Annotated in this window: 29 protein-coding genes and 1 tRNA gene; 3 read left to right on the top strand and 27 right to left on the bottom strand. The window is 31.4% G+C overall.

Annotated elements, in window-relative coordinates:
- Positions 1-217 precede the first annotated feature (217 nt).
- The 15 genes from E9099_RS08845 to E9099_RS08780 all read right to left on the bottom strand — a co-directional run bounded on the left by E9099_RS08845 (position 218) and on the right by E9099_RS08780 (position 11,039).
- Complete coding sequence (locus E9099_RS08845; RefSeq protein ID WP_136583291.1) at positions 218-940, bottom strand: LytR/AlgR family response regulator transcription factor; 723 nt, start codon at positions 938-940, stop codon at positions 218-220.
- 6 nt (positions 941-946) lie between these two features.
- Positions 947-1,267 carry an Hpt domain-containing protein gene (locus E9099_RS08840; protein ID WP_136583290.1) on the bottom strand — a complete coding sequence of 107 codons (321 nt, stop codon included), beginning with the start codon at positions 1,265-1,267 and terminating at the stop codon, positions 947-949.
- Entirely contained in the window at positions 1,254-2,318 is a 1,065-nt protein-coding gene (locus E9099_RS08835) for a sensor histidine kinase (protein WP_136583289.1), read from the bottom strand. Before E9099_RS08835 ends, E9099_RS08840 begins: the two co-directional genes overlap by 14 nt.
- Positions 2,318-3,451, bottom strand: a complete 1,134-nt coding sequence (locus E9099_RS08830) for an FIST signal transduction protein (RefSeq protein ID WP_136583288.1) — start codon at positions 3,449-3,451, stop codon at positions 2,318-2,320. The genes E9099_RS08835 and E9099_RS08830 overlap by 1 nt, the downstream gene beginning before the upstream one ends.
- A gap of 2 nt (positions 3,452-3,453) precedes the next feature.
- Complete coding sequence (locus E9099_RS08825; protein WP_136583287.1) at positions 3,454-5,046, bottom strand: PAS domain-containing sensor histidine kinase; 1,593 nt, start codon at positions 5,044-5,046, stop codon at positions 3,454-3,456.
- Complete coding sequence (locus tag E9099_RS08820) at positions 5,046-5,585, bottom strand: heme NO-binding domain-containing protein (protein ID WP_136583286.1); 540 nt, start codon at positions 5,583-5,585, stop codon at positions 5,046-5,048. The genes E9099_RS08825 and E9099_RS08820 overlap by 1 nt, the downstream gene beginning before the upstream one ends.
- A 2-nt stretch (positions 5,586-5,587) precedes the next feature.
- Positions 5,588-6,001: a response regulator gene (locus E9099_RS08815; RefSeq protein WP_101015444.1), complete on the bottom strand. Its 414-nt coding sequence runs from the start codon at positions 5,999-6,001 to the stop codon at positions 5,588-5,590.
- 130 nt (positions 6,002-6,131) lie between these two features.
- On the bottom strand, positions 6,132-6,413 hold the full coding sequence (locus E9099_RS19380) for a hypothetical protein (RefSeq protein WP_136583285.1): 282 nt from the start codon (positions 6,411-6,413) through the stop codon (positions 6,132-6,134).
- Between the two features lie 114 nt (positions 6,414-6,527).
- Positions 6,528-6,893: an MmcQ/YjbR family DNA-binding protein gene (locus tag E9099_RS08805; RefSeq protein WP_136583284.1), complete on the bottom strand. Its 366-nt coding sequence runs from the start codon at positions 6,891-6,893 to the stop codon at positions 6,528-6,530.
- Between the two features lie 18 nt (positions 6,894-6,911).
- Positions 6,912-7,049, bottom strand: a complete 138-nt coding sequence (locus tag E9099_RS19185) for a hypothetical protein (protein ID WP_168800731.1) — start codon at positions 7,047-7,049, stop codon at positions 6,912-6,914.
- 117 nt (positions 7,050-7,166) lie between these two features.
- The gene (locus tag E9099_RS08800; RefSeq protein ID WP_136583283.1) at positions 7,167-7,775 is read right to left on the bottom strand and encodes a DUF4230 domain-containing protein; all 609 of its coding nucleotides are present in this window, start codon (positions 7,773-7,775) and stop codon (positions 7,167-7,169) included.
- Positions 7,776-8,525 carry a cyclase family protein gene (locus E9099_RS08795; protein WP_136583282.1) on the bottom strand — a complete coding sequence of 250 codons (750 nt, stop codon included), beginning with the start codon at positions 8,523-8,525 and terminating at the stop codon, positions 7,776-7,778.
- Between the two features lie 84 nt (positions 8,526-8,609).
- A complete protein-coding gene (hemW, locus tag E9099_RS08790) occupies positions 8,610-9,785 on the bottom strand; it encodes a radical SAM family heme chaperone HemW (RefSeq protein ID WP_136583281.1) in 1,176 nt (391 codons plus the stop codon).
- Positions 9,786-9,854: 69 nt separating this feature from the next.
- Entirely contained in the window at positions 9,855-10,409 is a 555-nt protein-coding gene (ruvC, locus tag E9099_RS08785) for a crossover junction endodeoxyribonuclease RuvC (RefSeq protein ID WP_136583280.1), read from the bottom strand.
- Positions 10,410-11,039: an outer membrane beta-barrel protein gene (locus E9099_RS08780; RefSeq protein ID WP_136583279.1), complete on the bottom strand. Its 630-nt coding sequence runs from the start codon at positions 11,037-11,039 to the stop codon at positions 10,410-10,412. It lies immediately after the preceding gene.
- Between the two features lie 50 nt (positions 11,040-11,089).
- Here E9099_RS08780 and E9099_RS08775 point away from each other — a divergent pair, with 50 nt between their 5' ends.
- From E9099_RS08775 to E9099_RS08765, 3 genes are read left to right on the top strand one after another with little or no spacing between them, the layout of a single operon-like run.
- Positions 11,090-12,052 carry a lysylphosphatidylglycerol synthase domain-containing protein gene (locus tag E9099_RS08775; protein WP_136583278.1) on the top strand — a complete coding sequence of 321 codons (963 nt, stop codon included), beginning with the start codon at positions 11,090-11,092 and terminating at the stop codon, positions 12,050-12,052.
- Between the two features lie 5 nt (positions 12,053-12,057).
- Positions 12,058-13,191 (top strand): glycosyltransferase, encoded by a 1,134-nt coding sequence (locus E9099_RS08770; RefSeq protein WP_136583277.1) that lies wholly within the window; start codon positions 12,058-12,060, stop codon positions 13,189-13,191.
- Between the two features lie 51 nt (positions 13,192-13,242).
- Positions 13,243-14,115, top strand: coding sequence for a hypothetical protein (locus tag E9099_RS08765; RefSeq protein ID WP_136583276.1), 873 nt, complete (start codon positions 13,243-13,245; stop codon positions 14,113-14,115).
- 125 nt (positions 14,116-14,240) lie between these two features.
- Here the strand turns inward: E9099_RS08765 and E9099_RS08760 are convergent, their stop codons facing one another.
- The 12 genes from E9099_RS08760 to trxA form a co-directional block, all read right to left on the bottom strand.
- A complete protein-coding gene (locus tag E9099_RS08760) occupies positions 14,241-14,717 on the bottom strand; it encodes a hypothetical protein (RefSeq protein ID WP_136583275.1) in 477 nt (158 codons plus the stop codon).
- Positions 14,718-14,775: 58 nt separating this feature from the next.
- Entirely contained in the window at positions 14,776-15,477 is a 702-nt protein-coding gene (locus tag E9099_RS08755) for a PDZ domain-containing protein (protein ID WP_136583274.1), read from the bottom strand.
- Between the two features lie 139 nt (positions 15,478-15,616).
- Positions 15,617-16,759 carry a tetratricopeptide repeat protein gene (locus E9099_RS08750; protein WP_136583273.1) on the bottom strand — a complete coding sequence of 381 codons (1,143 nt, stop codon included), beginning with the start codon at positions 16,757-16,759 and terminating at the stop codon, positions 15,617-15,619.
- Positions 16,760-18,082 (bottom strand): M56 family metallopeptidase, encoded by a 1,323-nt coding sequence (locus tag E9099_RS08745; protein WP_136583272.1) that lies wholly within the window; start codon positions 18,080-18,082, stop codon positions 16,760-16,762. It abuts the gene before it with no gap.
- On the bottom strand, positions 18,079-18,444 hold the full coding sequence (locus E9099_RS08740) for a BlaI/MecI/CopY family transcriptional regulator (RefSeq protein ID WP_136583271.1): 366 nt from the start codon (positions 18,442-18,444) through the stop codon (positions 18,079-18,081). Before E9099_RS08740 ends, E9099_RS08745 begins: the two co-directional genes overlap by 4 nt.
- Before the next feature lie 754 nt (positions 18,445-19,198).
- Positions 19,199-19,876, bottom strand: a complete 678-nt coding sequence (locus tag E9099_RS08735) for a response regulator (RefSeq protein WP_136583270.1) — start codon at positions 19,874-19,876, stop codon at positions 19,199-19,201.
- Between the two features lie 3 nt (positions 19,877-19,879).
- Positions 19,880-21,811, bottom strand: coding sequence for a sensor histidine kinase (locus tag E9099_RS08730; protein ID WP_240788979.1), 1,932 nt, complete (start codon positions 21,809-21,811; stop codon positions 19,880-19,882).
- 212 nt (positions 21,812-22,023) lie between these two features.
- Positions 22,024-22,203, bottom strand: coding sequence for a hypothetical protein (locus E9099_RS08725; RefSeq protein ID WP_136583268.1), 180 nt, complete (start codon positions 22,201-22,203; stop codon positions 22,024-22,026).
- Positions 22,204-22,621: 418 nt separating this feature from the next.
- Positions 22,622-22,695, bottom strand: a tRNA-Asp gene (locus E9099_RS08720).
- A gap of 76 nt (positions 22,696-22,771) precedes the next feature.
- Complete coding sequence (locus E9099_RS08715) at positions 22,772-23,701, bottom strand: DUF58 domain-containing protein (RefSeq protein ID WP_136583267.1); 930 nt, start codon at positions 23,699-23,701, stop codon at positions 22,772-22,774.
- Positions 23,701-24,246: a ClpP family protease gene (locus tag E9099_RS08710; protein ID WP_101015468.1), complete on the bottom strand. Its 546-nt coding sequence runs from the start codon at positions 24,244-24,246 to the stop codon at positions 23,701-23,703. The genes E9099_RS08715 and E9099_RS08710 overlap by 1 nt, the downstream gene beginning before the upstream one ends.
- 207 nt (positions 24,247-24,453) lie before the next feature.
- Positions 24,454-24,771 (bottom strand): thioredoxin, encoded by a 318-nt coding sequence (gene trxA / locus E9099_RS08705; RefSeq protein WP_101015469.1) that lies wholly within the window; start codon positions 24,769-24,771, stop codon positions 24,454-24,456.
- Positions 24,772-24,815 lie beyond the last annotated feature (44 nt).

The raw sequence follows: 24,815 nt of genomic DNA, 5'->3' as shown, positions 1-24,815 counted from the left end.
TTGATGACAAAATTAACTTGAAAGGCAACCCGAATTACGACTATTCGATTAACTCAATTTTAAGTGTCGACGAATAGCTAATTCACTTAGTTAAATGGCTTTATATGTTTTTAATCGGGTTTTTAGTGATATTTAACCACAAAAACAAGCATTTATATGGCTAAAACGCCTTATAAACTCTTTTCAACAAACACATAAATTACTAAAAAAAGAGACTTTAAAGCAAGTTCAATCGCTTCATAAGCTCTGGCCTATTAGAACGACTTACGGGGATGACGTCCTTTTTAATCAACACACTATTATCTTCAATATCAATAATTTTTTTAATATTAATGATATAAGACCGGTGTACTTTTAAGAATAAACTATCGGGTAATTTTTCTTCTATTTTCTTTAAAGTCGAATGGACTGTATAATTTTTATCTTCAGTTTTAACCTGAATATAATCTCCTTTAGCTTCGACTAAATAAATACTGGGAATATCTATTTTAATTAAACGCCTATCGATATTAACATATAAATCATTACCAGATGACGTCTCTACTTTTTCCGACTTTGAAATAGGCTCCGCCAAGTCTGCGGGCGCATCATGCATAGCTTTCGCTTTATCAATTCCTTTTTGAAAGCGCTCTTGTGTGATTGGCTTCACCAAATAATCTACAATACAATCGTATTCAAATGCCTGGATAGCAAATTTAGGATCTGACGTTGTTAATACTATTTTTGGTGGATTTTTAAGTGTTTCTATAAAATCAAAACCAGTAAAATCTGGCATATGTATATCTAAAAAAATCAAATCGACTTCGTTCTGATTTAAATATTTTATGGCTTGCATAGCGTTTGGAAACTCCTCTAAAACATTAAGACTTGGCACGTTTGAACATAACTGTGTGATAATCATTCTTGCTGTAGCTTCGTCATCAATGATAATGCAATTCATAAATTTTTATTTAGTATCTTCAAGGTATTTGGTTATACTGTCTAATATAGCTTCAAATTGTTCTTTTTCGTCCGTTTTACCGTCTTCTAAACTTATTTCGTAAGCCACTGCAACCTCATAACTTTTCTCAAGCCCTAAAATACTAATTTTATGCTTAAGTTTATGTACATTATCTGCAGCTAACTTATATTTTTTAGCATTAAAGTTATCAAAATAGACCTGTCTCTCTTCCGGAAACTCTTTTTTGATGATATCTATTAGTTTTTGTTTAAAGGCTTCATCACCTCCAGACAAATTATTAATGTAAGATTGATTAGGCTGTTCCATTCGGGGCTTTTTTTAAGGTGAAATAAAATGTAGTTCCGATATCAACTTGAGATTCAAGCCATATCTTACCACCATATAATTCGACAATTTTCTTTACAATAGATAGTCCAATCCCTGAAGACTCGGGGTTATTTTCTAATTTTAAAAAGGTTTTAAAAATTTTATCAAAGTAGGTTTCTTCAATACCTTTACCATTATCTTGGACAAAGAACTGCCAATAATCAGGTTTATCTTCGACTCCAATATTAATAATACCTTGCGCCTTATCATTATACTTTACAGCATTACAAATTAGATTTTGAAACAATTGTTGCAGCCTATATCTATCACCTTTTATTATTGGCAACTTGGTTTTTGTAAAGTTAATATGCTGTGGGATATGAATACTATTTAACATATCGTCAATAAGTTTATCTACATCAACATCATAAATCTCTATTTCGTTTTTACCAATCGTAGAATAGTCTAAAATACCAGTAATTAGAGTATCCATTTTTTCAACATTATTTCTAATCAGTTGTAAAGTAGATTTTCCATTAGCATCCAATACGTCTTTATAATCATCAGACAACCAGGTCGTCAATGCATCTATACTACGTAATGGTGATTTTAGATCATGAGACACCATATGTGCATAATCACTAAGTTCTTGATTTTGATGCGCCAACTCGTTTAACATAGACTGCTTTTGCTTGTTCATCTCGATAATCTCTTTGGTTTGATTATCAATAAAATCAACTAAACTAGAACCAGTTAACTCAACATCCCCAGGCTTTTCTCCCTCTTTTAAATCATAAAACTTAAGTGTATTAATAACGCTTTTTAGTTTATCAATAACTTCTTTCTGTTCATCAGCTTCTTGCTGTAATTTTCTATTAGCACTATATAACTCATCAGAACTAATAGCCATAGCTCGTTGAATCATTACTGATTGTTCGTCAAAATTATTATAAGACAAATCCACTGCATTAATAAACGCCGTCAAATCTGTATCACTCTTAAGTTCTTCACTTAAAAATTTACGTATTTGTCTTTTTAATAATGAGTTCATTATTCGCTAATTAGCGTTATTGTCATGGTTTGATTATGCAATTGACAAGCCATTTCTCCATGGAAAGGCGCAATTTCTCCATAACTATAAAACCCAGTGATCACTGTATCGCTACCCAACACATTAATAACCTCTTCCACCTCTTCTTCCACACGCTGATCTAATACCAACTTCCTACCAATACAACTAACTAGTATCGCTAACTCCGGTTTATTCTTTCTATAACCTAATGCTTGTTTTGCCGCACGCTCTGATGCATTTGCAATATTATCCACATTTGTCATCATCAGCTGTACTTTAGAATTTTCTTTAATATCTCCAGCTAAAACCACAGCATTCTCTTCTTCATTAATATTTAAAATAGACCTAACAATGGATTGTTTTTCACCTATGGATGTTACGTTTAGTGGATACAACAACGCTGCTCCTGGTAAATTTTTAGCCTTATCGCCTAAATATTTTTTATACAAATCTAATGCTGGTTGCCCATCTAACTCATATAAGGTATTGTCTTTCGATTTTGTAACGATGCGTTCTGGACCAAAAGGTGTCCATCCCCCGTAAATTGAAAATGAAATCTCCAAGGTATCTCCATAAAACCCAATAGCTACCAACTCGCCTTCTTTCGGGCTCTCATTGTAAGACGCTAATGTTTTTTCAAAACGTGCATCATCTCCACATAAACCTCCAGTAATTACTAAATTATCATCCGTAGAAGCACTCATTCCTTTTGTTAGCTGACTTCCGTTAACAAAACTACCTTCTGAGACTACAAATACATATTTTAAGTCTTCTTGAGGCAATTGTTCAATAAGCTCTTTTCCTGTTTTAAAACTATCTAAATCTGAATTTAAAACATTACTAGTTTTAATTACAAACTTGCTTTTTTCAAACTCGATAGCAGTAATAGTAATACTATCTTGATTTACTGTATTTGATGAAATCTCTGCACATGAAGACGCAAAAACAATATGCCCATCAGGAAAAAGTTGTCTAATCTCTTCATAAACCAAACTATCCTCCAACAGATACCGATTACCAAAAACTAAAACCAAAGGTGCTTTTAAGTCTTGCTTTCCAATAACATATTGCCACTCTTGATCCTTATGTTTGACTAACTGTACTGTTTTCATTGCTATTTTTTTAATGTGAAATAAAAAGTAGTTCCTACATTTGGCTCACTATCTAACCATATTTCACCTTCGTGTAAATTGACAATTTTTTTGACAATTGACAATCCAATTCCTGAGGAATCCTTACTCTTCTTTAACGAATGAAATATCTTAAATATTTTATCATGGTACTTTTTATCAATACCAATACCATTATCTTTTATTGAAAATTTGTAATGACTTTTTAAATCTTCGACATCAATTACAATACTCCCCTTTTCTTTATCTATAAACTTAACCGAATTGCTAATTAAATTTTGAAACACCTGTTGTAACTTGGTCTTATCTCCTTTTATATTAGGCAAAATATTAAGACTCTTAATCTCTATATAATCTGGAATATACAACATGCTAACCAGCTCGCTAACCATACTATTTAAATCCACATTTACCTTAACAGAGTTATCTGCTCCAACACTAGAGTAATTTAGTACGTCCGTAATTAACTGCTCCATCTTCTCTAAAGTAGTCTCAATAAGTCCAAAATTTTGAAGACTTACATCATCCAACTTCCCTTGATTGTCTTCTTTTAACCAACTTACTAATGCATTTATGCTTCGTAATGGTGACTTTAGATCATGAGAAACTATGTGCGCATATTCCTGCAACTCATCATTACTTTTTTCAAGTTTACTAAGTAATTTCTCTTTTTGATTCTGAAGATTTTTAAAATCCGTGATATCTAAAGCTACAGCAATAGACCCTATCTGCTCTCCTTCCAGGTTTAAATTTGGCGCTCCACTAACTAGCCAATATCTAGCTTCCCCAGTTTTAGTTTTTATTTGGAGCTCATACGAATTGGATTCGCCATTAACTCTTTTTCTTCTTTCTTCCTCTATTAATTCTACACCTTTGCTATCAAAAGGAAATATAACAGCCCCTTGTTTCCCTATAAGCTCTTCCTCTTTATAACCAGATAATTCTGAAAAACTATGATTAATCATCAAAATTTCTCCGGCTTTGTTTATTTCAATAAGCCCCAAATTCATGTTAGCAATAATGTTGCTATACTTTAAACGTTCGGCTTCTATACTTTTTTTATATTTATTATCAACAGTTATATCTCTTACAATTCCTTGCACAGCCACTGCAACACCATCATCATAAATTAAGCTAGAGTTAATATGTACTAGCTTTTTCTGGTTAGCTACCGTTGTTATATTGACATGAAAATCCGTAGAAGTCCCTTGTTTTTTCATGCCTTCAAACCATGATTGCACTTTATCTTGCTCCGTTATATCTAACATTTCAAGCAGATTAAAATCCACATTAACATCTTTAAAACCCAAAAGTTTTACAGCTGAATCATTCATTTTAAGAATATTCCCCCATAAATCTGTAATTACGTACGCATCAACAATGTTTTCAAAAACGCCTTGTAGTTGTGAGTCGGCATTTGTCAAAGAGGTTTCTAACTGTGTATTGGTTGCTTCTAATTTTTGATTTGCTTCATAAAGCTCTCTTGATTTATCTTCAAGAATTTTTTCTGCAGCCTTACGGGCTGTCCTCTCTCTTAGTAGCGCTCGTTGTAGTACCTCTATTTGATTTTGACTCATTAGTTTTTATGAATAACAAATCTAACTTCCGTTCCGTCTTCTTTTATTTTTTGCAATTCTATTGTAGCTGTTGCATTAAAATGCTCAAACGTCTTGTTCATTAACCCTAAACCAAAATGATGCATAGCCCTACTTGACTTATAAATAACGGTTAAATCGTTTTCGGATTTTTCCTCAACTACAAACGTAGGTAATTCTGCATCTGGATAAATTTTTCTGACCTCAACGTGTATATGGTTTTCAATGGATGAAATCATCTCAATTGGATCTTTATATGTTGCCAATAATCCAGGATAACTTTTTTCTATCACACTAAAAAAATGCTCGGCATAAACCAACAAAAGGTTATCTATAGATATACCTGTATTAGCACTTAAATGCTGAAGGAGTTGTAACATTTCAGAAAAACTATAAGTTCCTACAGCGGTATAAGCGCCTTCAGATTCTAAATCAGAGCTTAAAATAATGTTATCCACCATCTCTAATCCAAATTTTTCTTCTACTAACTCTAAAAATTCTGTAAAAACAATTCCTTTCATTCTTAAACTACAATTAACTCATTAATACTCCAATATGCTAATAATTTTTCAATTTTACTAACATAATCTTCATATTTTAATGGTTTAATAACATATCCTGCAACACCAATTTTATAACATTCTAATAAATCTTTTTGATTGTTAGACGTCGTTAGTATAATTGTAGGAATATATTTAAGAACAGGGTCCTTTTTTAGAATACCTAAAAACTCTATACCGTTAATTTTCGGCATATTTAAATCAAGTAAAATTATATCTGGTAAATTATCTTTATTTTCTAAAAGCTCTAATGCTTCTTCTCCGTTATTGGCTTCAATAATATGGTGATTTAATTGTAAAGCTGAAGTTGTTCTATTCAACTTCATTTTTTCAATCATATCATCTTCAATAAGAAGAATTTTAAGTGTTTTTGACATTCCGAGGGTGTTTTAATTTAATATATTACAAAACTAATACTAATCTCCGTTGTAAAATATAAATTTCGCTTATACCTGTTTTAGTAATGCTGAATAACCTTTAAGTGTCGACGAATGGAAATTGAGTATTTTAACTTTTATAATATGTTATCGATTTTATAGCGTTATTCCTCGCATGGCGCTTAACCTTATCTAACTCTAATAAAAAATTTAATGGATATTCATTTAAATCTTTTTTATTTAAATGAACTTCTAAAAAAGAAATAAACTCAAGTTGTTTTAAACTGGAATGCAACAATTTACAACTATTTAATTTTAAGTCTGATTTTAAGCTAGCTACATTAAGACAAGGACTAGCTTCGTGTTTTTGATTAAACACTTTTAATAGTGTTTGAACTTGAGGGATTATCATATTTTGAGGTATTTATTCTTCAAAAATAATTTTATCCCTAATCTATAGAAGTACTATTCTTTAATTACACAGTTACTAACGCTTAATCACTGTTTAGTATCGACTAACAACCTTTTACAGCTTTAAATCTAAGCGCATTTTTTTAGTCATTCCTTTTACAACCATATCATAAGAATGGTCAATTAACTCAGAAATAAGTTTTGGTGATAGCCCGTTTTTATAAATATACAACGTGTTCCAATGTTTTTTACTCATATGCCAACCAGGCTCGATACTCTCATGTGCTTCACGAAGTTTTATAGCATACTCAGGATCACATTTTAAGTTTATAGATGCTAACCCATTATCCCATTTCTCTAAAGGTACTAAAGCAAACATTTTACCTGAAATTTTAAACACTAACGTATTAGCATCAAAAGGAAAATCTTCTGTCGCTCTTGGTTTATTTAAACAGTAACCTCTAAGTTGTTCTATATCCATTATAAAACAAGATAAGATTTATTTTTGCTCAATTGATTTGGATTTAAAAGACGTTTTTTTTAGCCCTTTGTTAGCTCCTTTACTCTCCAAATTGATTAAAACTGGAATATCTAAACTAATTAAGGTCTCGTTGATGTATTGTAAAAACTTATTCATAATCTGGAGTTTAAATTATTGAAAATTAATGTATTAAAACAAAAATAGGTCTCAATAAAGATAAGTATAAAAAAGATCACAAACAGATTAAAAGCAAAAATTATCGACAAATTACTGTTATTTTAATTTCAACTTTTCATTAGATTTTAGTATCAAGGCACTATAATCTAATTTCCAGCCTATGGTTTCCACAATATTTTCTACCAGAAGCAAAGACTCCAACGCCTCCTTTCGGGCTACATTATACAAACCGCTTTCAGGCACCTTATCTCTAATGTGCTGTTTAGCTTCTTCGCTTAAATTAGTCAAATCGGTAGCTTCAAACCTATTAAAGTAGCCATCTTTTTTATCGTAATAATTAATATTAGTCTCTATGGATAAAATTTCTGGTTGAGGAAAATGACTAATAGTAACTATCTTCTTTTTATGATTAGATGTTAATTCTATTTTATCAAAATCGTATCCAACATAAGCCTTTGCGTTAATAACAACTAATGCTTTTTTCTTACTTGATACAAGTTTTAAAAACCGTTCTTTAACATCTTCATAATGGTATATCTCAGCAAAATCACCCTCTACAGTAATAAACTTGCATACCTTTTTTATCTTGTCTAATAATATAACGGATTGCGCAGTCACTTTCTTTTTAGATTGTAAGTGATTGTATAACGTATAAATACCTAACCCAACGATACCGCCTATAATTAATGTAAAAAATGTTTCCATCTATTTTTCTATTTTGTATAAAATGGGCTTACTTGGTGTTGCATCGTTTTCAATTGGCGCAATTTGAAGGTTTAAAATATACTTCCCATCATCAATTTTATTAGCAACATAAATAAACTCTGTAATAGTAGCCTCTTTTCTAATAACACCATCCACATCCCAAAAAGCCTTATGTGCTGCAAGCCTACCTTCATCTTTCTCTTTATCTACACTTGGCAAATCGATCAATAAATGTTTTACGCCAATTTTTCTAATAAAAACAGCGGCTTCTTCGGTTAAATAAGGCCAATTAGTATTAGAATATTGTCTAGATTTTTTTGCTTTAGTATTTGGCATTGTTCTAATAATCAATGCTTGTGGTTTACGCTGCTTTAAAAGATATTGCAATTGAGCTTTTGAGATCACTTGATCCTCACCAACTTGCTCTGGCGCCACAGAAACAACTTCTGCTAAAAAGAAAAACTGTTTTAAACATTTGTTGACACTATAAAACTGCTCTGTAATATGTCCAACACACTCTGTATGTGTCCCATGAGCATGTGGGTTAAACTGAATATTATTAAAATTAATTGAAGCACCTTCTTTTACACTTGCTGTCCAATCGTTAAGTTTAACAGGCTCTATTGTAGGCGCATCAACATACCATGCATTTACATTACTTTTTGACGCACGAAGTGGCATAGAAATATCTAAGGGCTGTGCTAAATTTACTGTGTATTTTTTAGTGTTTATTGTTATTGTAGAAATCATTAAAGCGGAACTTGTTTCAGTTACTTTTTAAGGTTAGTTATAAGTCTAAAATAAATAATACAAATTAATTCTAAGATACTGAAATTAATTCAGCATAAATAAATCGGAAGCAATCCCGTCACTAAGAAACTTACCAGATTTAGTTGTTTTTAAGTTGTCATCCTCAATATACAACATTTGTTTATCTATATACTGATTAGCTTGTTGCAACAAGTATTCCAAAAAGGGTTTCCCAAACTGTTTTTCTATTTTATTTAGAGACACTCCCCAAATAGTACGCAATCCCGTCATAACAAACTCATTATACTTGTCATTTAAGGTTAGAGTTTCAATCTCCAAAGGTTGTTCATTTTGGGTAATCTTATTAATGTAAATCGAATTGTTTTTTACATTCCACGCGCGTTCTTCTCCATTAAAACTATGCGCAGAAGGACCAATTCCCAAATAGGGTTTACCTAACCAATACGCACTATTATTTTTACTGTAAAAGCCTTTTTTACCAAAATTAGACAGCTCGTAATGGTCAAAACCCGCTAGATTAAGCGCTTCTATTAAAATATGAAATTGGTCATGCGCCAAATCGTCATCCACATTGTCAATAACTCCCTTTGCTATAAAACTAGCTAACGCTGTTTTAGGCTCGACCGTTAAAGCATAACTAGAAATATGTGGCACTCCAAAACTTAGTGCTGTTTGGATATTTTCTAACCATTCTGCATTTGTACTATTTGGAATCCCATAGATTAAATCTAAACTTATATTATCAAAATATTGTGTCGCAAACTGTAAACAACGTTTAGCTTCCTCTGCATTATGCGCACGATTCATGAGTTTTAAATCCTTTTCATGAAAGGACTGCACACCAATACTAAGCCTATTAATCCCTGTCTTTTTTAAGTCTTCAAATTTTGACTGATACAAGGATTGCACTTCAACTGCGCTCAGTGCGACATCAGCATCTATAATTAAGTCGTCAGGATTAGCCTCTAAAGTAATTTCAGGGTTATCTATGACTTTATAGTTTAAATAGACACTATCAATCAAATATTGCAATTCGTCTGCAGACAACACACTTGGTGTTCCTCCTCCAAAATAGATCGTCTCTACTGTTGTATTTTTAAACTCGTCTTTACGTAATTCCATTTCTTTCGCTAAAGCGAAAATAAGCTGATCTTTCTTTTTCATTGATGTCGAAAAATGAAAATCGCAATAATGACATGCTTGCTTGCAAAATGGTATATGTATGTATATTCCTGACATTTTTAATTATCGGTTATCCTTAAGTGATTACTTTTAAAATAGTTCTCTGACCAAACAGAAATGACAGAATTACTTTTTAACTCGTTTTTCATTCTGTTTAACAAAACTTGCCCAACCAGAATAACTCTTTCCTATCTCTACACGACCTTGATTATAAAAATGACACACAGCTGCTCCAAGTCCATCCATTGAATCTAGATTTTTTGGTAAGGTTTTAATTCCTAACATGCTTTGCAACATTTTTGCAACCTGTTCTTTACTCGCGTTTCCGCTTCCTGTAATGGCCATTTTAATTTTTTTGGGTGCATACTCAGTAATCGGAACTTCTCGCGACAACCCAGCCGCCATAGCCACACCTTGTGCCCGACCTAACTTAAGCATACTTTGTACATTTTTCCCAAAGAAGGGCGCTTCAATAGCAATCTCATCTGGATGATATGTTTCAATCAACTCAATGGTACGTTCAAAAATAAGTTTCAGTTTTAGATAATGATCATCATATTTTTTTAAGTCTAATTCATTCAACTGCAATAAACTCATTTTTTTATTGACCACCTTTATCAAACCAAACCCCATAATCGTTGTCCCCGGATCGATTCCTAATATAATTTGCTCTTTGCTCATTTAATTACAAGTATAACAACCACTTAACGACACTGACACACCTACAGTTACAGTTAACATATTTCCATTAAACGACCCGAAACCTTCTCTAATTGGATCAAAATCTTTTCCAAACCCATAAATATAGGACGCATCAAAAAAAGCCGAAACTGATCGACTAAGCCCATAATGAAATTCTAATCCCGCCATTCCGTTTAAAAACGAGGTTTTATTATTACCGTAATCTCCTAAAGGTTTAATCATAGAATAGCCTGGACCAGCATGAAAAACAACACCTGTATCAATTGGTAAAAAGCTAAAAAATCTAGTCCCATCGTATACGAACTGTAAATTAATACGGGTATAATTAGTTTTAAATTCTGGTGTATCATCTGCATTTGCAAAACGATTATAACCAAAATCTAATTTAGCACCCAATTGTGGTGTAAACATACGTTGAAGCCCTAAATTAATTGTCGGAAAGTTAATAGTACTGGCTTCAAAGGGAGCAACCACCCCTCCTTGCGACGGACTATTAATACCCAAAGAAACTAAGGCTTTCCATTTACTTGTTTCTAATTGTGCGCTAGCTGTACTTACTGCTAAAACAGTCATTAGAATAATACAATAGTGTTTGATAGTAGATAACATTGTGTAATAATTTAGTTTAATTTGCAAACGTCTAAATTGGCGCCTATATTATGCACAAAAGCTTGCCTGACAAAACTAAACAATTCTTTTTTGTACTTATTAAATTAAGTATAGTTGTTGGCGCTTTTTATTTTATTTATCACAAACTGCTTAATAACGATGGTTTAAATTTTAATGACTTTTGGCAATTTTTAAACGATAGCAATCTACTATCTATAAAAAATGTATTGATTTTAATTGGTCTATCTATATTCAACTGGTTTTTTGAAATCACAAAATGGCGCTATTTAGTTTCCAAAATTAAAACCCTTTCCTTTTCAGAAGCCCTAGCACAAAGTTTAGGATCACTAACAGCGTCCTTGTTTACACCAAATCGTATTGGCGAATATGGCGCTAAAGCTATTTACTACTCAAAACCATACAGAAAACGCATTTTATTTGTAAATCTAATTAGCAACATAATGCAAATGGGTATTACTGTAATATTGGGAAGTATAGGTTTTCTTTTCTATTACAACTCCTATAATATCAATATCAACTATATTAATATTTCAAGGACCGTTCTTATAATTATAATTCTTTTAGTCCTTTCCATCTTTGTTTTAAAGCAAACCAAACATAAAACCAAAGGCCTTTGTATAAAAAAAACACGTCCTTTTATAGCTGATTTAGGCCTTAATTATTTAATAATAGGTCTATCCCTATCATTATTGCGTTATGCTATTTTCTCGTTTCAGTTTTACTTTATCTTATCCCTTTTTAACGTACCATTGCATTATTGGGACGCGATGACTATCATAACAACATTATACTTTTTAGCTTCTATAATTCCAACCATTTCAATTCTTGATATTGTAATTAAAGGGAGTATCGCCATATATCTTTTTGGCTTGGCAGGCATTACAGAACTACCTGTTTTAAGCTGCGTGCTTTTGATGTGGTTGTTAAATTTTGCACTCCCTAGTATAATTGGAAGTTATTTTGTATTAAATTTTAATTTACCAAAAAACTAAAACTAATGGTTATTACTTTTGTTATCATTATTATACTGTATCTTTTTTTAATAGGAACTTTTATTCTTGGGTTTGACAAAGTAAAACCCTTTAGATTGCAAGATGTCACACCCAAAACTACATTTACAGTTATTATTCCATTTAGAAATGAAGCCGAAAATTTACCGCAATTATTGACCTCACTTTTAAAATTGAATTATCCTGAGCGTTTATTTGAGGTTATTTTAGTCGATGACGACTCTGAAGATGATTCAGTCGAAATAATAAAAAGGCTATTATCTAAAAACAAAACTAATACAGTTGACATCAAAATCATAACTAATCAAAGACATACCATTTCACCAAAAAAAGATGCCATTACTACTGCTATAAAGCAAGCCAAAAACCAATGGATCATTACTACAGATGCCGATTGTGTAGTACCAAATTATTGGTTAGACACTTTTGATAATTGTATCGAGACTACCAAGTCAGAAATGATTGCTGGACCTGTAGATTACGAAGAAAACTCTAGTCTTTTAAACGCTTTTCAAACGTTAGACTTTTTAAGCTTAATGGGCGCAACCATTAGTGCTTTTGGAATCAACAAACCTTTTTTATGTAATGGCGCAAATTTAGCTTACAAAAAAGACTTATTTACAACTTTAAAAGGCTTTGAAGGCAACACGAATATTGCTAGTGGCGACGATATTTTCTTAATGGAAAAAGCTCTGAAACACGATAAAAAAGCAGTTACATATTTAAAAAGCGAACATGCTATTGTAATTACTAAACCACAAAAAACACTAAAAACATTACTATCTCAACGCATACGCTGGGCTAGTAAAACTAGCAACTATAACAACACTTTTGCCAAACTTGTTGGAGTCTTAGTTTTAGTCGCAAACGCAAGTATTGTTATAGGATTTGTTTTAGTAATCTTTAAACTATTTGCACTTAAACCTTTTGCCTATCTATTTTTTATAAAAATTGCTGTTGACTTTTTATTACTTTATAAAACTAGTCAATTTTTCGACAAAGAAAGCACACTAAAACATTATACTTGGAGTTGTTTTATCTATCCTTTTTTCAGTGTTTATGTTGCATTTATCTCAATGTTTTCAATGTATAAATGGAAAGGCAGGTCCTTTAAGAAATAGTACAGTTTCTAAAAAAAATCTTACTTTAGCACTAAACCTACTTACTACGTTATGAAAAAACTACTTTTATTTTTAGCACTAACTATAACGACACTTAGTTTTGCCCAAACAACCTATACTGTAAACAATGAAACTTTAGTGCTTAACACTGAGGTTGAAGGAGATTTTGATTTACTTTGGAATACTTTTGATGGTAAATTCCGTTACTTTATTAAAAATAAAGAGGAACAGTTAACCGAATTAACCAACACAAAAGGAAGTAATAACAAGTATGACAACATGTATCAAACTACGCTAGAAACCCTTTGCAATACGGATGCCTCTAAAGTCAAACTAACTTTATATAGTTTAAAAAACTTTATCAACAAGTCTAACGCTGCAAGCGATCCTAATTACACGTTTAATAATAGTCAACCGAAATTAAAAACTAGGCTCGGCATTTTTGGAGGTCTAACAAACCATCCTTTTATAACGAATCCTAACAACAAAACAGTCCCACTATTTGGCGCAGAATTAGAGTTATTTCAAGACAACTTAATACCTAAACATGCTGGTTTTTTAAACATAAGAACAACAGGAGATACAGATGATTTTAATTATAGCGCGACCCAAATAGCCTTAGGATATCGCTTTAGATTTATCAATACCTCCAAATTTAATATTTATGCGCAAACAAAATTCGCAACCTTCACAGCCTCAAAAACAGCATATATTATTGAAGACAGTGTTGATCCAGGCACTTTTTACAAAGAAGAAAAATCATCAACCAGTTTTGATATCCCTTTAACTTTTGGTATTGGAGCCGATTTTAAAATTGGTAATGGCTTTATTACTTTTGTGTATGATAATTTATTTGCAGCGCTTCAAGACACAGCAGATAATTTCCCGTTAGATTTTGCTTTGGGCTATAAATTTAATTTATAAAACGATTGACTTCAATTGATAAACTTATTATTTAAAGATTTTTAGTTGGATTACTTTTACGCCAGATTAAGCTTTAAAGTTTAAATTGAAAACGTTTGTTATTCAGATTTAAATAACAATCAACATTAGTTAACCTTTAATATAATAGGTAATTTAAATTGCGTTTTAACTTGCTGACCTCGCTTTACTGCCGGAAATATTTTGGGTAAAGTATTCAAACTTTCGGTTATTGAAGCTTCTAAACTAGGAATCTCATGTGTCGTTATACTATCAATTTCTATAGCTTTAATTTGAAGTTCACCTTTTTCAGAAATCAAAAAAGACAACATAATAGTATCATTAACATCTTGGTTAACAATAATAGTTTCGGCTTGAAGCCTTTCCGAAATATGATTAGTTAGCGTTGTTTCAAAACAGTTTTTAATATCTTGCTTAACCTGTAGGTCATCGCAAACTAAAAAGCTAGGATAATTATCAACTTCGCTCCAATTAAATGTTTTTAGCTCTTCTTCAAAAATAGCTTCCGAGCTTGTTTTTTTCACGTCCAAGTACTGGCAAGACGCCATTACTAAAAAGAGTGAAAAAACAGCTATTTGTTTCATAAAATAAGTAATATAGCGGAAAAATACAACTTTTTTAGGTGACTAAAACTTGAATCTATTAATTCCTCTTAACTACAAACAAATTAGAATAGGTTGAATCGTCTTTCGTGATTTTTAAAACATAGACACCGTCCTCTAATTTATCAACGTTAATATTTTCATTTAAATCACCTTTAACAAAACGCTTGTTATATTGCTTTACTAAAACACCATTAGTCATATAAACAGCAAAATTATAATCGCCTTGAATCACTTCCTTAAATGCAATATTTAATGCACTAACTGCAGGATTTGGATATAAACTTATATTTTCTTTAGATAAAGAAGATATTGCTTCATCACAACATACAACCTCTTGTATTACTTTGCTTGTTTTAGCACCTAAAGTAATTGTTTTTAAAAGTGTTTTTCCACTTCTTAAAATAGTAAACCGAACTGTATCAAAAGGCTGATATGCTTTTACAGCATTCATTGCATCACCCCGGCGATTGACCTCTAAATCATCAATTGCCACTACAAGATCATAAGGCTGTAATTTATTGTCTGCTGCTGCAGTACCTTCAATTACTTTTAAAATAACAACCCCTTTGTCTGAATCACTCTCTTTATTACATGGACTTCCAAATTGTACACCTAAAAAAGCTGTTTCGTAAACAATCTTATCTATTGTACACGTGTTTTTGCAATCTTGGTTTATTTGCGCTTGTAACATTGTTGTAAAACATAATAACACAAAAACTAAAGGTAGAAATCTTTTCATACGAGCCTATTTTTTAATTAGAATTATCAAGATATAGTAATTTTAAAACAAATTTATAAAACCCATTAAAAAACTTTCATTTACAGACGAAATTTACTCTTTTTTAGACAAAGCGATCTATTTTTACATAAAACTCAAACTATTCGGCTTTATTTTGAAAGGCTTGACTTTTTAATTCAGAAAGCTTTACATTTAAAATTGGTATGTATTTACTATCAGGAAATCGCTTACTAAACGACTCTATCTCCTCTACTTTCGGCTCCAAATTATTATAAAACACCAACTTAGTATAAACCCTATAAAAATGAGGTACTTCAGAATCTGGATTTTCTTTTATTGCTTTAGTAAAAGCTTGAATAGCATCAGCATGTTTTTCTTGTAAATTATACAAAACGCCTAATTTTATATACGCTTCATCTAATGGGTTTTCTTGTAATTTAATAGATTCTGATATATGCTGTTCAGCTAACAGATAATTGTTATTTCCTTGATAGTTTAAACCTAATTGATAGTGGTTATAAGCATCTTTAGGGTCTTGCTCTAATGCCTTTTCTAAATACAGAATAGCTTTACTATAATTATAAACCTTACCGTAAGCTTGTCCTAGTTTTTGATAAACAAACTTTGTGGTTTCTCCTAACGCTACTAGCTTTAAAAACTGAGCTATCGCTTTATGATAATCTTCTTTCAGATAAAAACTTTGCCCACCAAGTGCTATTAATTTTTTATTGTTAGGATATGTTTTCAAACCCGTTTCGACATAATACGTAACTTTATCAAAGGACCTATTTTTTAAATTATATTTAGCTAACTCATATATCACTTTTTGGTTTGAGTCATCTAACTCAAAAACCTTAAGAAAATAATCTTGAGCACTTATGTACTGCTCTAAAGCGTTAGACACTACACCTAAATAATATTGATAATTAGGATTATCAGCATCTGTAATAGCCAACTCTAATAGCAGCACTTCAGCCTCTTGCAACTTACTGGGTTGTATTAGTAATTTACACAGTTCAAATTTTAATAGCGCATTGCTCCGATTACTGTTTAATGCTTTATTATAGTATGTTATTGCTTGATCATAATTTCCTAAAAACACATATGATTTTGCGATTTGCTGTGAATACGGTAACGCGTCTTCAAGCTGGTTATAATAACTAATAGCCTTAGCATAACTACCATAGTTGTATAAGCTATCTGCCACAGCCAAAACATTGGTTTGAGCCTTAGCATTAAAAAACAATAACAATAAACCTATAACAATAAACAGCCGCTTCATTTAATTAATTTTAAAAATAATTGGCAAAGCATAAGTAACGTTTACCGTTTTACCTTCGTGCATAGCTGGAGTAATTTTTGGCAAACTATTAATTACACGTATAGCTTCTGTTTCTAAATCAGGATGAGGCGCACGCGCTTTAACGTCATAAACCAAGCCATCCTTATCAATTCTGAACATGGCATTAATACGTTTTACGCCTTTCTCTAAGTCTAAGTCCTTGCCTAATTTTGTATTAAAATTAGTCGCAATATGTCTTGTTACTTGGTCTGAAAAACATTGTTTCTGTTCAGATTTATCCGTTATTGATAGGCAAGCTTCAAACATAGGAGACTGATCTAGTTTTGAAAAAGGCACGTCTAGTTCTGCGCTCCTCTTATCTTCTACATCAACATCTTCTATAATTGTCATAATTGGTTGTAAAACTTGATTATTATCTAAAATTTCTGATTCGGTATCCTGATTGGAACAAGAAGAATACACTAACATCCCCAAAACCATCGGGATTATTAATAAATACTTAATTAAATGCGTCTGATTTGATTTTGATTTTTGCAACATAATGATTCGTTTTTTGATTAATGATTGTTTGAAAAATGGATTGATAAAAGCACAGTTTTTGACACTAAAAACCTGCTGTAATAACTGTTGGTAATATTCTGTTTCACCAATTTTTACCGCATTGTGATCGGCAATATATTCATGTAGATTACTTATTCTGTTTTGATATAGATAGACTAATGGGTTACACCAAAAACCTATTTTTAAGATTTCAAACCAAAGTAAATCCAAGGTATGTTTATCATTAGCATGACTACGTTCATGCGCTAAAACATGTTGTATTTGGTCTACAGAAAGCGCCTCGCCTAAACACACGTAATTAAAAAAAGTAAAAGCAGAATCGGAATTTTTTAGATGAACAATGGTAAGGTCATCTTCTTTTGTTTTAGGATTAACCGCTATTATCCTAACTATTTTTATTAGCTTGATTAGAAAGAAGACTAGCATTACAACCGAAACCAAAATATATAAATTTGTAATAGTCATTACTGAAGTCGACCAAAACCCTTTAAAACTTTTAACTTTGGAAATTGCTTGACCTGTATTACCCACAAAAACTTCTGGCAAGGCAACTATGTAATTGGATGGAATAATATTATTAAATCCCTCTATTTTTACAAATGGTATAGCAAAAGACAATACAGACGTGACTAATAAATAAGCTCTGTTGTAGTTAAAAAATGTATCCTTTTTTAGAAACAGATCATAAACCATTAAAAATAGTAGTTGAAATAGCATCGTTTGAAAAACGTAGTACATCATAGCTTTTCTTTTTTATTGATTTCGTTTAAAACAGACTCCAACTCGTTTAAACTAATGTCATTTTTTTTGACAAAAAAGGATACCATACTTTTAAATGACCCCTGAAAATAATTATCCACAAGCTTATTAATAGACTGATTACTGTAATCTTGTTTTTTTAATAACGGAAAATACACATGCCCTTTTCCCTGCTTTTCATAATCCACAAAGCCTTTGGATTCTAAAATCCTTACAATGGTAGAGACTGTATTGTACGCTGGTTTTGGTTCAGGAAATTCTTCAATAATTTGCTTTACATTAGCTTTTTCTAACTGCCACAAAACTTGCATGATATCTTCTTCGGCTTTGGTAAGTGCTTTCATTTTTTATAACTAATTATTTAGTTGAACACTACAAATATAACTAATTATTTAGTTTAAACTAGTTTCTTAGTTTAAAATAGTACGCAACACTATTAGTCGAACCTTATATAAAAACAAACAGAGGTGTTTAATTTATATTCTTAGAGCTCATGTTTATGATTTTAGATTCAGTTACAGGTATATTATCTATTCCACCATACCTACCCTTAAGTCAGCTTGAATTTCGGCACTTATATATGACGGACGCTCTATCAAGGGGCAATTAAGTTATTAATTTTTTAAAAAAAATGTTTTGTATTACTTTGCACTATCATGAACTCTAATTGCAACAGAAGTATTTATAATAGGCCAGATTGAGACTCCATCGATTGGAGAAAATCTAATAATACTAATATAGATAAAAATTTAAGGGTCGTATTTAGTTTTTACTTAGAGCTAAGAACAGGTATCTTATTATGATCTATAGTCGCTATTACTACTTTCATAGAATCTTTAACCTACATTATTAAATACACAAAGCAGCATCGAGGGATGCTGCTTTGCTGTGTGTAAATGTAAGACTACTAATCAAACAAAGTTTGAGGGAATAAAAATTAACTTATATAAAGTTATACCACAAATATATAAAATACTACACTGTACTATTACGGTAAAAACCTCAGTCTAATTGTGGTTTTTACCACACGTTTAAGCGATACACTAACACTTAACGGTTTTTTTTTATAAAAGAAAATTTAAGTTTTAACATTTAACCTTAAATATAACCTTTCTCTTTAGCTAAATCAATCAAAGTAGCATCTTTACCGTCGTCTACAGCAAACAGTTCTTTAAGGTTTTTTTTACGCTTCTCTATTGCACTTAAGGTTATACCAAGGTGCCCCACTAAATCTTTTGTTCTAACACCTAAAGATAAAAAATATAGCATTTTATGATTTAAGTCATCCACTTCTATTGGATTAAAAATACTTCTTTTTATAATCTTGTTTATTGTACCTGTATAAAACGGCGGGTTATTTTGAATAACATCAAAAGCACTAGCCAATTCACTAGATGTCAAATCACTCTTTATCAAGAAGCCTTCCGGGTTAATCGTTTTAATTACACTATGTATCCTGTACACTTCATTAAACATGGTTAAAATTACCACTTTAGATTTTGGCTGCGATTGCTTAACATACTTAGCCAAATCCTCTCCAGATTTGTAAATACCATCTTTTGACTTCGGAATACTAATATCAAAAAAATAAATATCGTACGGTTTACCAATGTTTTTTGATTTTTGGATAGCATCTAAAGCAGAATCACAATCTGTAGCAATATCTATTTCTAAGGTCTGGTTTTCTTTTTTAGAAGCTAATAATGTATGCTGGTAACCTTCAATGATCATAGGGTGATCGTCTACCATTAATATTTTTAAAATCGTATTATCCATAGGTTAATTCTCTAATGCTGGCACTTTAATTATTATTTTGGTTCCTTTATTTATTATACTATCAATAATTAATTCCCCTTTAATTTCCTGTATTCTAGTCTCTATATTTTTCAATCCTATTCCTTTCTTCGCTTTTTGCAAATCAAAACCCTCTCCATTATCCACAACAGTCAGGATTAGAACATTATTTTTTAATTGAAATGAAATGTCAACCAATGTCGCTTTTGCATGCTTATAAGTATTTTGCATTGTTTCCTGCAAAATGCGATAAACATGTATTTTAGTTTTATTATTTAAGTTATCCCATTTAATATCCTCTTGAATGTACAACTTATAAGCAATCCCATAAGCTGTCATTTGAGCTTCTACCAAAGTTTTAATAATATTTAAATAACCTTCTTTTTGAATAAAATCTGAATTTAACTCATGTGACACCTTTCTTATTTCTTCCTCAATATTTTTAAGTTCTGTAATATAAACACTTCGTTGTTTAATAGCTTCTGTTGTTGAACTTAAATTTAAACCATCTAAACTTAAACGTACTCCAAAAAGCTTACCTAATATCCCGTCATGAATATCTTGCGAAATTCTATTTTTCTCAAGCCCCCTAGCCTCGTCAATTTTATCTTGCTGAGACAGCATAAGTGTGTAAATTTCTTCATTAGCTTCTTGTTGCTGCCTTTCTAACTGCAGTTCTTTATTTTTCTCCCTCTGAGATTTAATTATATACAGAAAAAATAAGACTATTAATAGACCAATAGAGGTTATAATTAACCAAAGTCGCTGCCTAGACATCTGTTCGTTCTCTTCTATTATTTCTGCAGTCTCTAACTCTATTCTGGCAAATTTATTCCTTATCGAACGCTCTGCTAAGATCAAACTATCATTAAGCTTTATGTGTTCCGTTAAATAATATCTAGAGGAATCCACATCAATACTCGCTTTTGTTACTAGTGTTTGAAGAATAACCTCATTTACATTCGCTTTTTTAGCAATTTTATATGACAAATTATTATAATACCTAGCAGAATCTTTTTTACCGATTGTGTTTAAATACTCCGCAAAATAAGCCCCTGAAGACATCATTGTTAATTGATCATTTAATTTTTTAGCAATTCTAATCGATTCCATAAACAACGGATTGATATCAGGATCAATCGGATTAATTAGGTATTTTGAATAAGCTAAATTGGCGGTGATAACAGAATACGATGAAGAGTCGTTACTCTTCAATCTTTCATCCTTAAGAATATCGGTAAATTTATCTTTAGCGTCAACATACAATCCTTTTCGTCTGTAAGTAGAAGCTATGTTACTTTTTGAGTATAATAAATTATAGTAGCCGTCTTTCATTTCTGATGCATTAACAATAGCAAGGTCGTGATACTCTAAAGCCTTATCATATAACTGTAACTGACCAGATATAGTTGCAATCAAATTATTAATAGACCAAAGCGTATGCAAATTATTGTCATTAGCTGGAAGAAGTTCTATTATCTTTTTTGCTTTTATAGCATTTATTTCTGCTCCAACAAAGTCTCTTTCAGATTCCTGAATGTTAGCCATATTTAGCAATAACTCTCCTTCTTTTTCATAATTATTAAGACTGCTAAAAATCTTTACAGCATTATAATAATAATGATAAGCACTATCTAATTGCACTTCTTCATCACTAATATAACCAAGAATATAATTAGCATCTGCCATAGCAGCAGAATCTTTTAGTCTTTTTGCTAAAATTAAATTTTCTTTATTAATAGATTTTAATGGTACGAAGTCATCCTCTAATAGATATAAGTATGACAATTTCTTATTACTATACAGTATTGTCGAATCTATATTATATTTTTTGGATAGTAAAACAGCATGTTTAGCATTAACAATCCTAATATCAATATCAAAATTATTATCATTAGATAAATTTCTATATTTCAATATAGAATCCAACTTGGAATTACTAATTTTCACCTGCCCATGAGCTAGAGAAAACGTGAAAAAGAATAAAAAAAGTCTAAACAAAACCCTATAAGTATTTAGTGACTCAAAATTATAATAAATAAACTACTAATAAGTAATAAAAACATATCAAATGAAAAAGCTTTCAATCTAAACTAAAAGCTTTTTCATAAGTACATTGAATAATTATACTATCCGTTAGTCGGCTTCTTCTTTCCTTTAATTTCTGTTAACACTAACAATTTAACTTCTGGAGTTTTCACTTCTTTATTGGTATTACCTTTATTTGGTATCGTTTTATTTAAAGCACTTACTCCTGTTAATAATACGATTGAACAAATGGCTACTAATGTAATTTTTAAGGTTTTCATAATATAGATTATTTATAGTTAATTATAGATTTATAATCGAAACTTAGTGAGAGCAAATTTAAGATAATAATACTAGAATGCTACAAAACAAACACTTACACTAAAAACTATCCAATAAACAATTAATTAGCTGTAGTATAAAGATAAAATTATAGGAAATTTTTAAAGCCCGATGGCACTTTCATTTCGAAAAGGAAATATACCAAATTACTCGGCATAAAGCAAATAAGACAGACCAAGTGTCTGTAAACAAAAAAGCATCCCAATTTTCTAAAAGAAAAAAGGAAAGCTTTCCATCGGTTCAAGCTATTAACTAGCCTTCTACCAGTTTGATGGACTACTACATCCATCAAAACAACACAACTAAATTTTATTGCGAAAAAAAGCTCCGATAAATCGGAGCTTTTAGCAATTTTTGCGGTCTGGACGGGATTCGAACCCGCGACCTTCGCCGTGACAGGGCGACATTCTAACCAGCTGAACTACCAGACCGTTGCGTTATTGCGAGTGCAAAGATAGTCTTCTTTATGGATGTACCAAACTTTTTTACACTTTTTTTTTATTTTTTTTAAATAAATTTTTCTCGAGCCACCATATAGCCCGTTAAAACAGCATCAAACGGCTGGTTAACATCTGCAGCAACATACTTGATCTTATACTGTAAACATTTCATTTTCAATTCTTCAAAATAATTAAACACTGCTTTTTCGTAATTTTCCTTGACCTGCTCCGCATATAAGTTGACAAAATCACCAGTTTCAATATCAATAAATCTTTTTGGCTTATTATTAAAATTAAAGTTCATTTCTTTCGCTTTATCATAAACATGAAACAAAACAACCTCATGTTTATTATGTTTTAAATGTCTTAATGCTTCAAATAATTTAACCTCATCTGTGGTCGTTTGAAACATATCGGTAAAAACAAAGATTAAAGAGCGCCTGTGAATCTTTTCTGCAATCTCGTGTAAATAGGCATAAGTTTCCGTTTGCTTGCTTACAGGCTTTGATTTGACTGCCTGTTCCAATTTATGGATCAACATCTGGTGGTGACGTTCACTTCCTTTTTCAGGCGCATAAAAATCATACTGATCACTATATATACTTAATCCTACTGCATCGCGTTGCTTTTTTAATATATGCATTAAGGAGGCAGAGGCTAAAGCCGAAAAAGCAACCTTATTTAAACTATCAATAGAAAAACTATCTTGTTGCGGATAGTGCATTGAGCTGCTGTTATCTAAAATAATATGACAACGCAAATTAGTTTCGTCATCATAACGCTTAGTATACAGCTTATCTGTTTTAGCAAACAGTTTCCAATCTATATGACGTGTACTTTCGCCTTGATTGTAAATTTTATGCTCTGCAAATTCTGCAGAGAAGCCATGAAACGGACTTTTATGCATACCGGATATAAAACCCTCAACCACTTGCTTAGCTAAGTGTTCGAGGTTTTTAAATCCGCCTGCTTTATTAAGTTCGTCTTGTAACTTCATTATTCCGCTATACCGTCAACAATACCATAAGCTAAACTTTCATCTGCACCCATCCAATGGTCACGATTAAAATCTTTCATTACTTTCTCATACGTTTGACCACAATTATCCGCTAAGATATGCGCACTTAACTCTTTAGTTTTCACAATTTCTTGAGCCGTAATCTCAATATCACTAGCCTGCCCACGTGCACCTCCACTTGGCTGGTGAATCATAACTCTTGCATGCGGTTGGATAAAACGTTTCCCTTTAGCTCCAACAGATAACAAAATAGACCCCATAGACGCAGCCAAACCTGTACAAACTGTAGACACATCACTTTTCAAACCTTTAATACAGTCATACATTGCAAATCCCGACGTCACATATCCACCTGGACTATTAATATACAATGTAATATCCTTAGTCTCTAAGCTATCTAGATACAGTAAGCGATCTATAACATGCTTTGCTGTTTTATCATCAACTGCTCCCCAAAGAAACACTTTACGTTCTTCTAACAATTTTGCATCAATAGCATCTTGTACTTTTATTGTTTTACTCATTTTCTGTTTTTTTTATTCGTTTAAACTTTATGTGTTTTCAAAATTACATCTAAAATACAGAACTTTCCATTAAATAGATGCGCCCATTTTATTCTAAAAAGCCATTTTGTAAATTTACCTTTAAAATAATTATTTCTAGTGTTGTCTAAAAATAAAAAAGGTTTGCCATTACAGCAAACCTTTTATCAATACTTTAATAAAATTGACCTATAATAAAGCGTCTAACGCTTCAGAATAAGCTGTTTTTGGTGCTACACCTACTTGACGTCCTACTACTTCACCATTTTGAAATACTAAAACCGTTGGGATGTTACGTACACCATATTTTGCTGCAAATTCTTGATTTGCGTCTACATCTACTTTACCTACGATAGCCTTACCTTCATACTCAGTACTTAACTCGTCAATGATTGGTCCAACCATACGACAAGGTCCACACCAAGCTGCCCAAAAGTCAACGACTACTGGCTTATCGCTTTTTAATACTGTTTCTTCGAAGTTTGCATCTGTGATTTCTAATGCCATAATATTATGTTTTTAATTGTGTTTTACTACGTGTTAATATGCAA

The sequence above is a fragment of the Psychroserpens sp. NJDZ02 genome, assembly GCF_004843725.1.
Taxonomy (GTDB): Bacteria; Bacteroidota; Bacteroidia; order Flavobacteriales; family Flavobacteriaceae; genus Olleya.
Note: the sequence above shows the minus strand (reverse complement) of the source record. Positions and strands in the feature narration are given on the sequence as shown.

Coding starts and splice junctions, on each gene's coding strand:
- E9099_RS08845 (WP_136583291.1), bottom strand. CDS start 940: ATGAATTGCATTATCATTGATGACGAAGCTACAGCAAGAATGATTATC.
- E9099_RS08840 (WP_136583290.1), bottom strand. CDS start 1,267: ATGGAACAGCCTAATCAATCTTACATTAATAATTTGTCTGGAGGTGAT.
- E9099_RS08835 (WP_136583289.1), bottom strand. CDS start 2,318: ATGAACTCATTATTAAAAAGACAAATACGTAAATTTTTAAGTGAAGAA.
- E9099_RS08830 (WP_136583288.1), bottom strand. CDS start 3,451: ATGAAAACAGTACAGTTAGTCAAACATAAGGATCAAGAGTGGCAATAT.
- E9099_RS08825 (WP_136583287.1), bottom strand. CDS start 5,046: ATGAGTCAAAATCAAATAGAGGTACTACAACGAGCGCTACTAAGAGAG.
- E9099_RS08820 (WP_136583286.1), bottom strand. CDS start 5,585: ATGAAAGGAATTGTTTTTACAGAATTTTTAGAGTTAGTAGAAGAAAAA.
- E9099_RS08815 (WP_101015444.1), bottom strand. CDS start 6,001: ATGTCAAAAACACTTAAAATTCTTCTTATTGAAGATGATATGATTGAA.
- E9099_RS19380 (WP_136583285.1), bottom strand. CDS start 6,413: ATGATAATCCCTCAAGTTCAAACACTATTAAAAGTGTTTAATCAAAAA.
- E9099_RS08805 (WP_136583284.1), bottom strand. CDS start 6,893: ATGGATATAGAACAACTTAGAGGTTACTGTTTAAATAAACCAAGAGCG.
- E9099_RS19185 (WP_168800731.1), bottom strand. CDS start 7,049: ATGAATAAGTTTTTACAATACATCAACGAGACCTTAATTAGTTTAGAT.
- E9099_RS08800 (WP_136583283.1), bottom strand. CDS start 7,775: ATGGAAACATTTTTTACATTAATTATAGGCGGTATCGTTGGGTTAGGT.
- E9099_RS08795 (WP_136583282.1), bottom strand. CDS start 8,525: ATGATTTCTACAATAACAATAAACACTAAAAAATACACAGTAAATTTA.
- hemW (WP_136583281.1), bottom strand. CDS start 9,785: ATGTCAGGAATATACATACATATACCATTTTGCAAGCAAGCATGTCAT.
- ruvC (WP_136583280.1), bottom strand. CDS start 10,409: ATGAGCAAAGAGCAAATTATATTAGGAATCGATCCGGGGACAACGATT.
- E9099_RS08780 (WP_136583279.1), bottom strand. CDS start 11,039: ATGTTATCTACTATCAAACACTATTGTATTATTCTAATGACTGTTTTA.
- E9099_RS08775 (WP_136583278.1), top strand. CDS start 11,090: ATGCACAAAAGCTTGCCTGACAAAACTAAACAATTCTTTTTTGTACTT.
- E9099_RS08770 (WP_136583277.1), top strand. CDS start 12,058: ATGGTTATTACTTTTGTTATCATTATTATACTGTATCTTTTTTTAATA.
- E9099_RS08765 (WP_136583276.1), top strand. CDS start 13,243: ATGAAAAAACTACTTTTATTTTTAGCACTAACTATAACGACACTTAGT.
- E9099_RS08760 (WP_136583275.1), bottom strand. CDS start 14,717: ATGAAACAAATAGCTGTTTTTTCACTCTTTTTAGTAATGGCGTCTTGC.
- E9099_RS08755 (WP_136583274.1), bottom strand. CDS start 15,477: ATGAAAAGATTTCTACCTTTAGTTTTTGTGTTATTATGTTTTACAACA.
- E9099_RS08750 (WP_136583273.1), bottom strand. CDS start 16,759: ATGAAGCGGCTGTTTATTGTTATAGGTTTATTGTTATTGTTTTTTAAT.
- E9099_RS08745 (WP_136583272.1), bottom strand. CDS start 18,082: ATGATGTACTACGTTTTTCAAACGATGCTATTTCAACTACTATTTTTA.
- E9099_RS08740 (WP_136583271.1), bottom strand. CDS start 18,444: ATGAAAGCACTTACCAAAGCCGAAGAAGATATCATGCAAGTTTTGTGG.
- E9099_RS08735 (WP_136583270.1), bottom strand. CDS start 19,876: ATGGATAATACGATTTTAAAAATATTAATGGTAGACGATCACCCTATG.
- E9099_RS08725 (WP_136583268.1), bottom strand. CDS start 22,203: ATGAAAACCTTAAAAATTACATTAGTAGCCATTTGTTCAATCGTATTA.
- E9099_RS08715 (WP_136583267.1), bottom strand. CDS start 23,701: ATGAAGTTACAAGACGAACTTAATAAAGCAGGCGGATTTAAAAACCTC.
- E9099_RS08710 (WP_101015468.1), bottom strand. CDS start 24,246: ATGAGTAAAACAATAAAAGTACAAGATGCTATTGATGCAAAATTGTTA.
- trxA (WP_101015469.1), bottom strand. CDS start 24,771: ATGGCATTAGAAATCACAGATGCAAACTTCGAAGAAACAGTATTAAAA.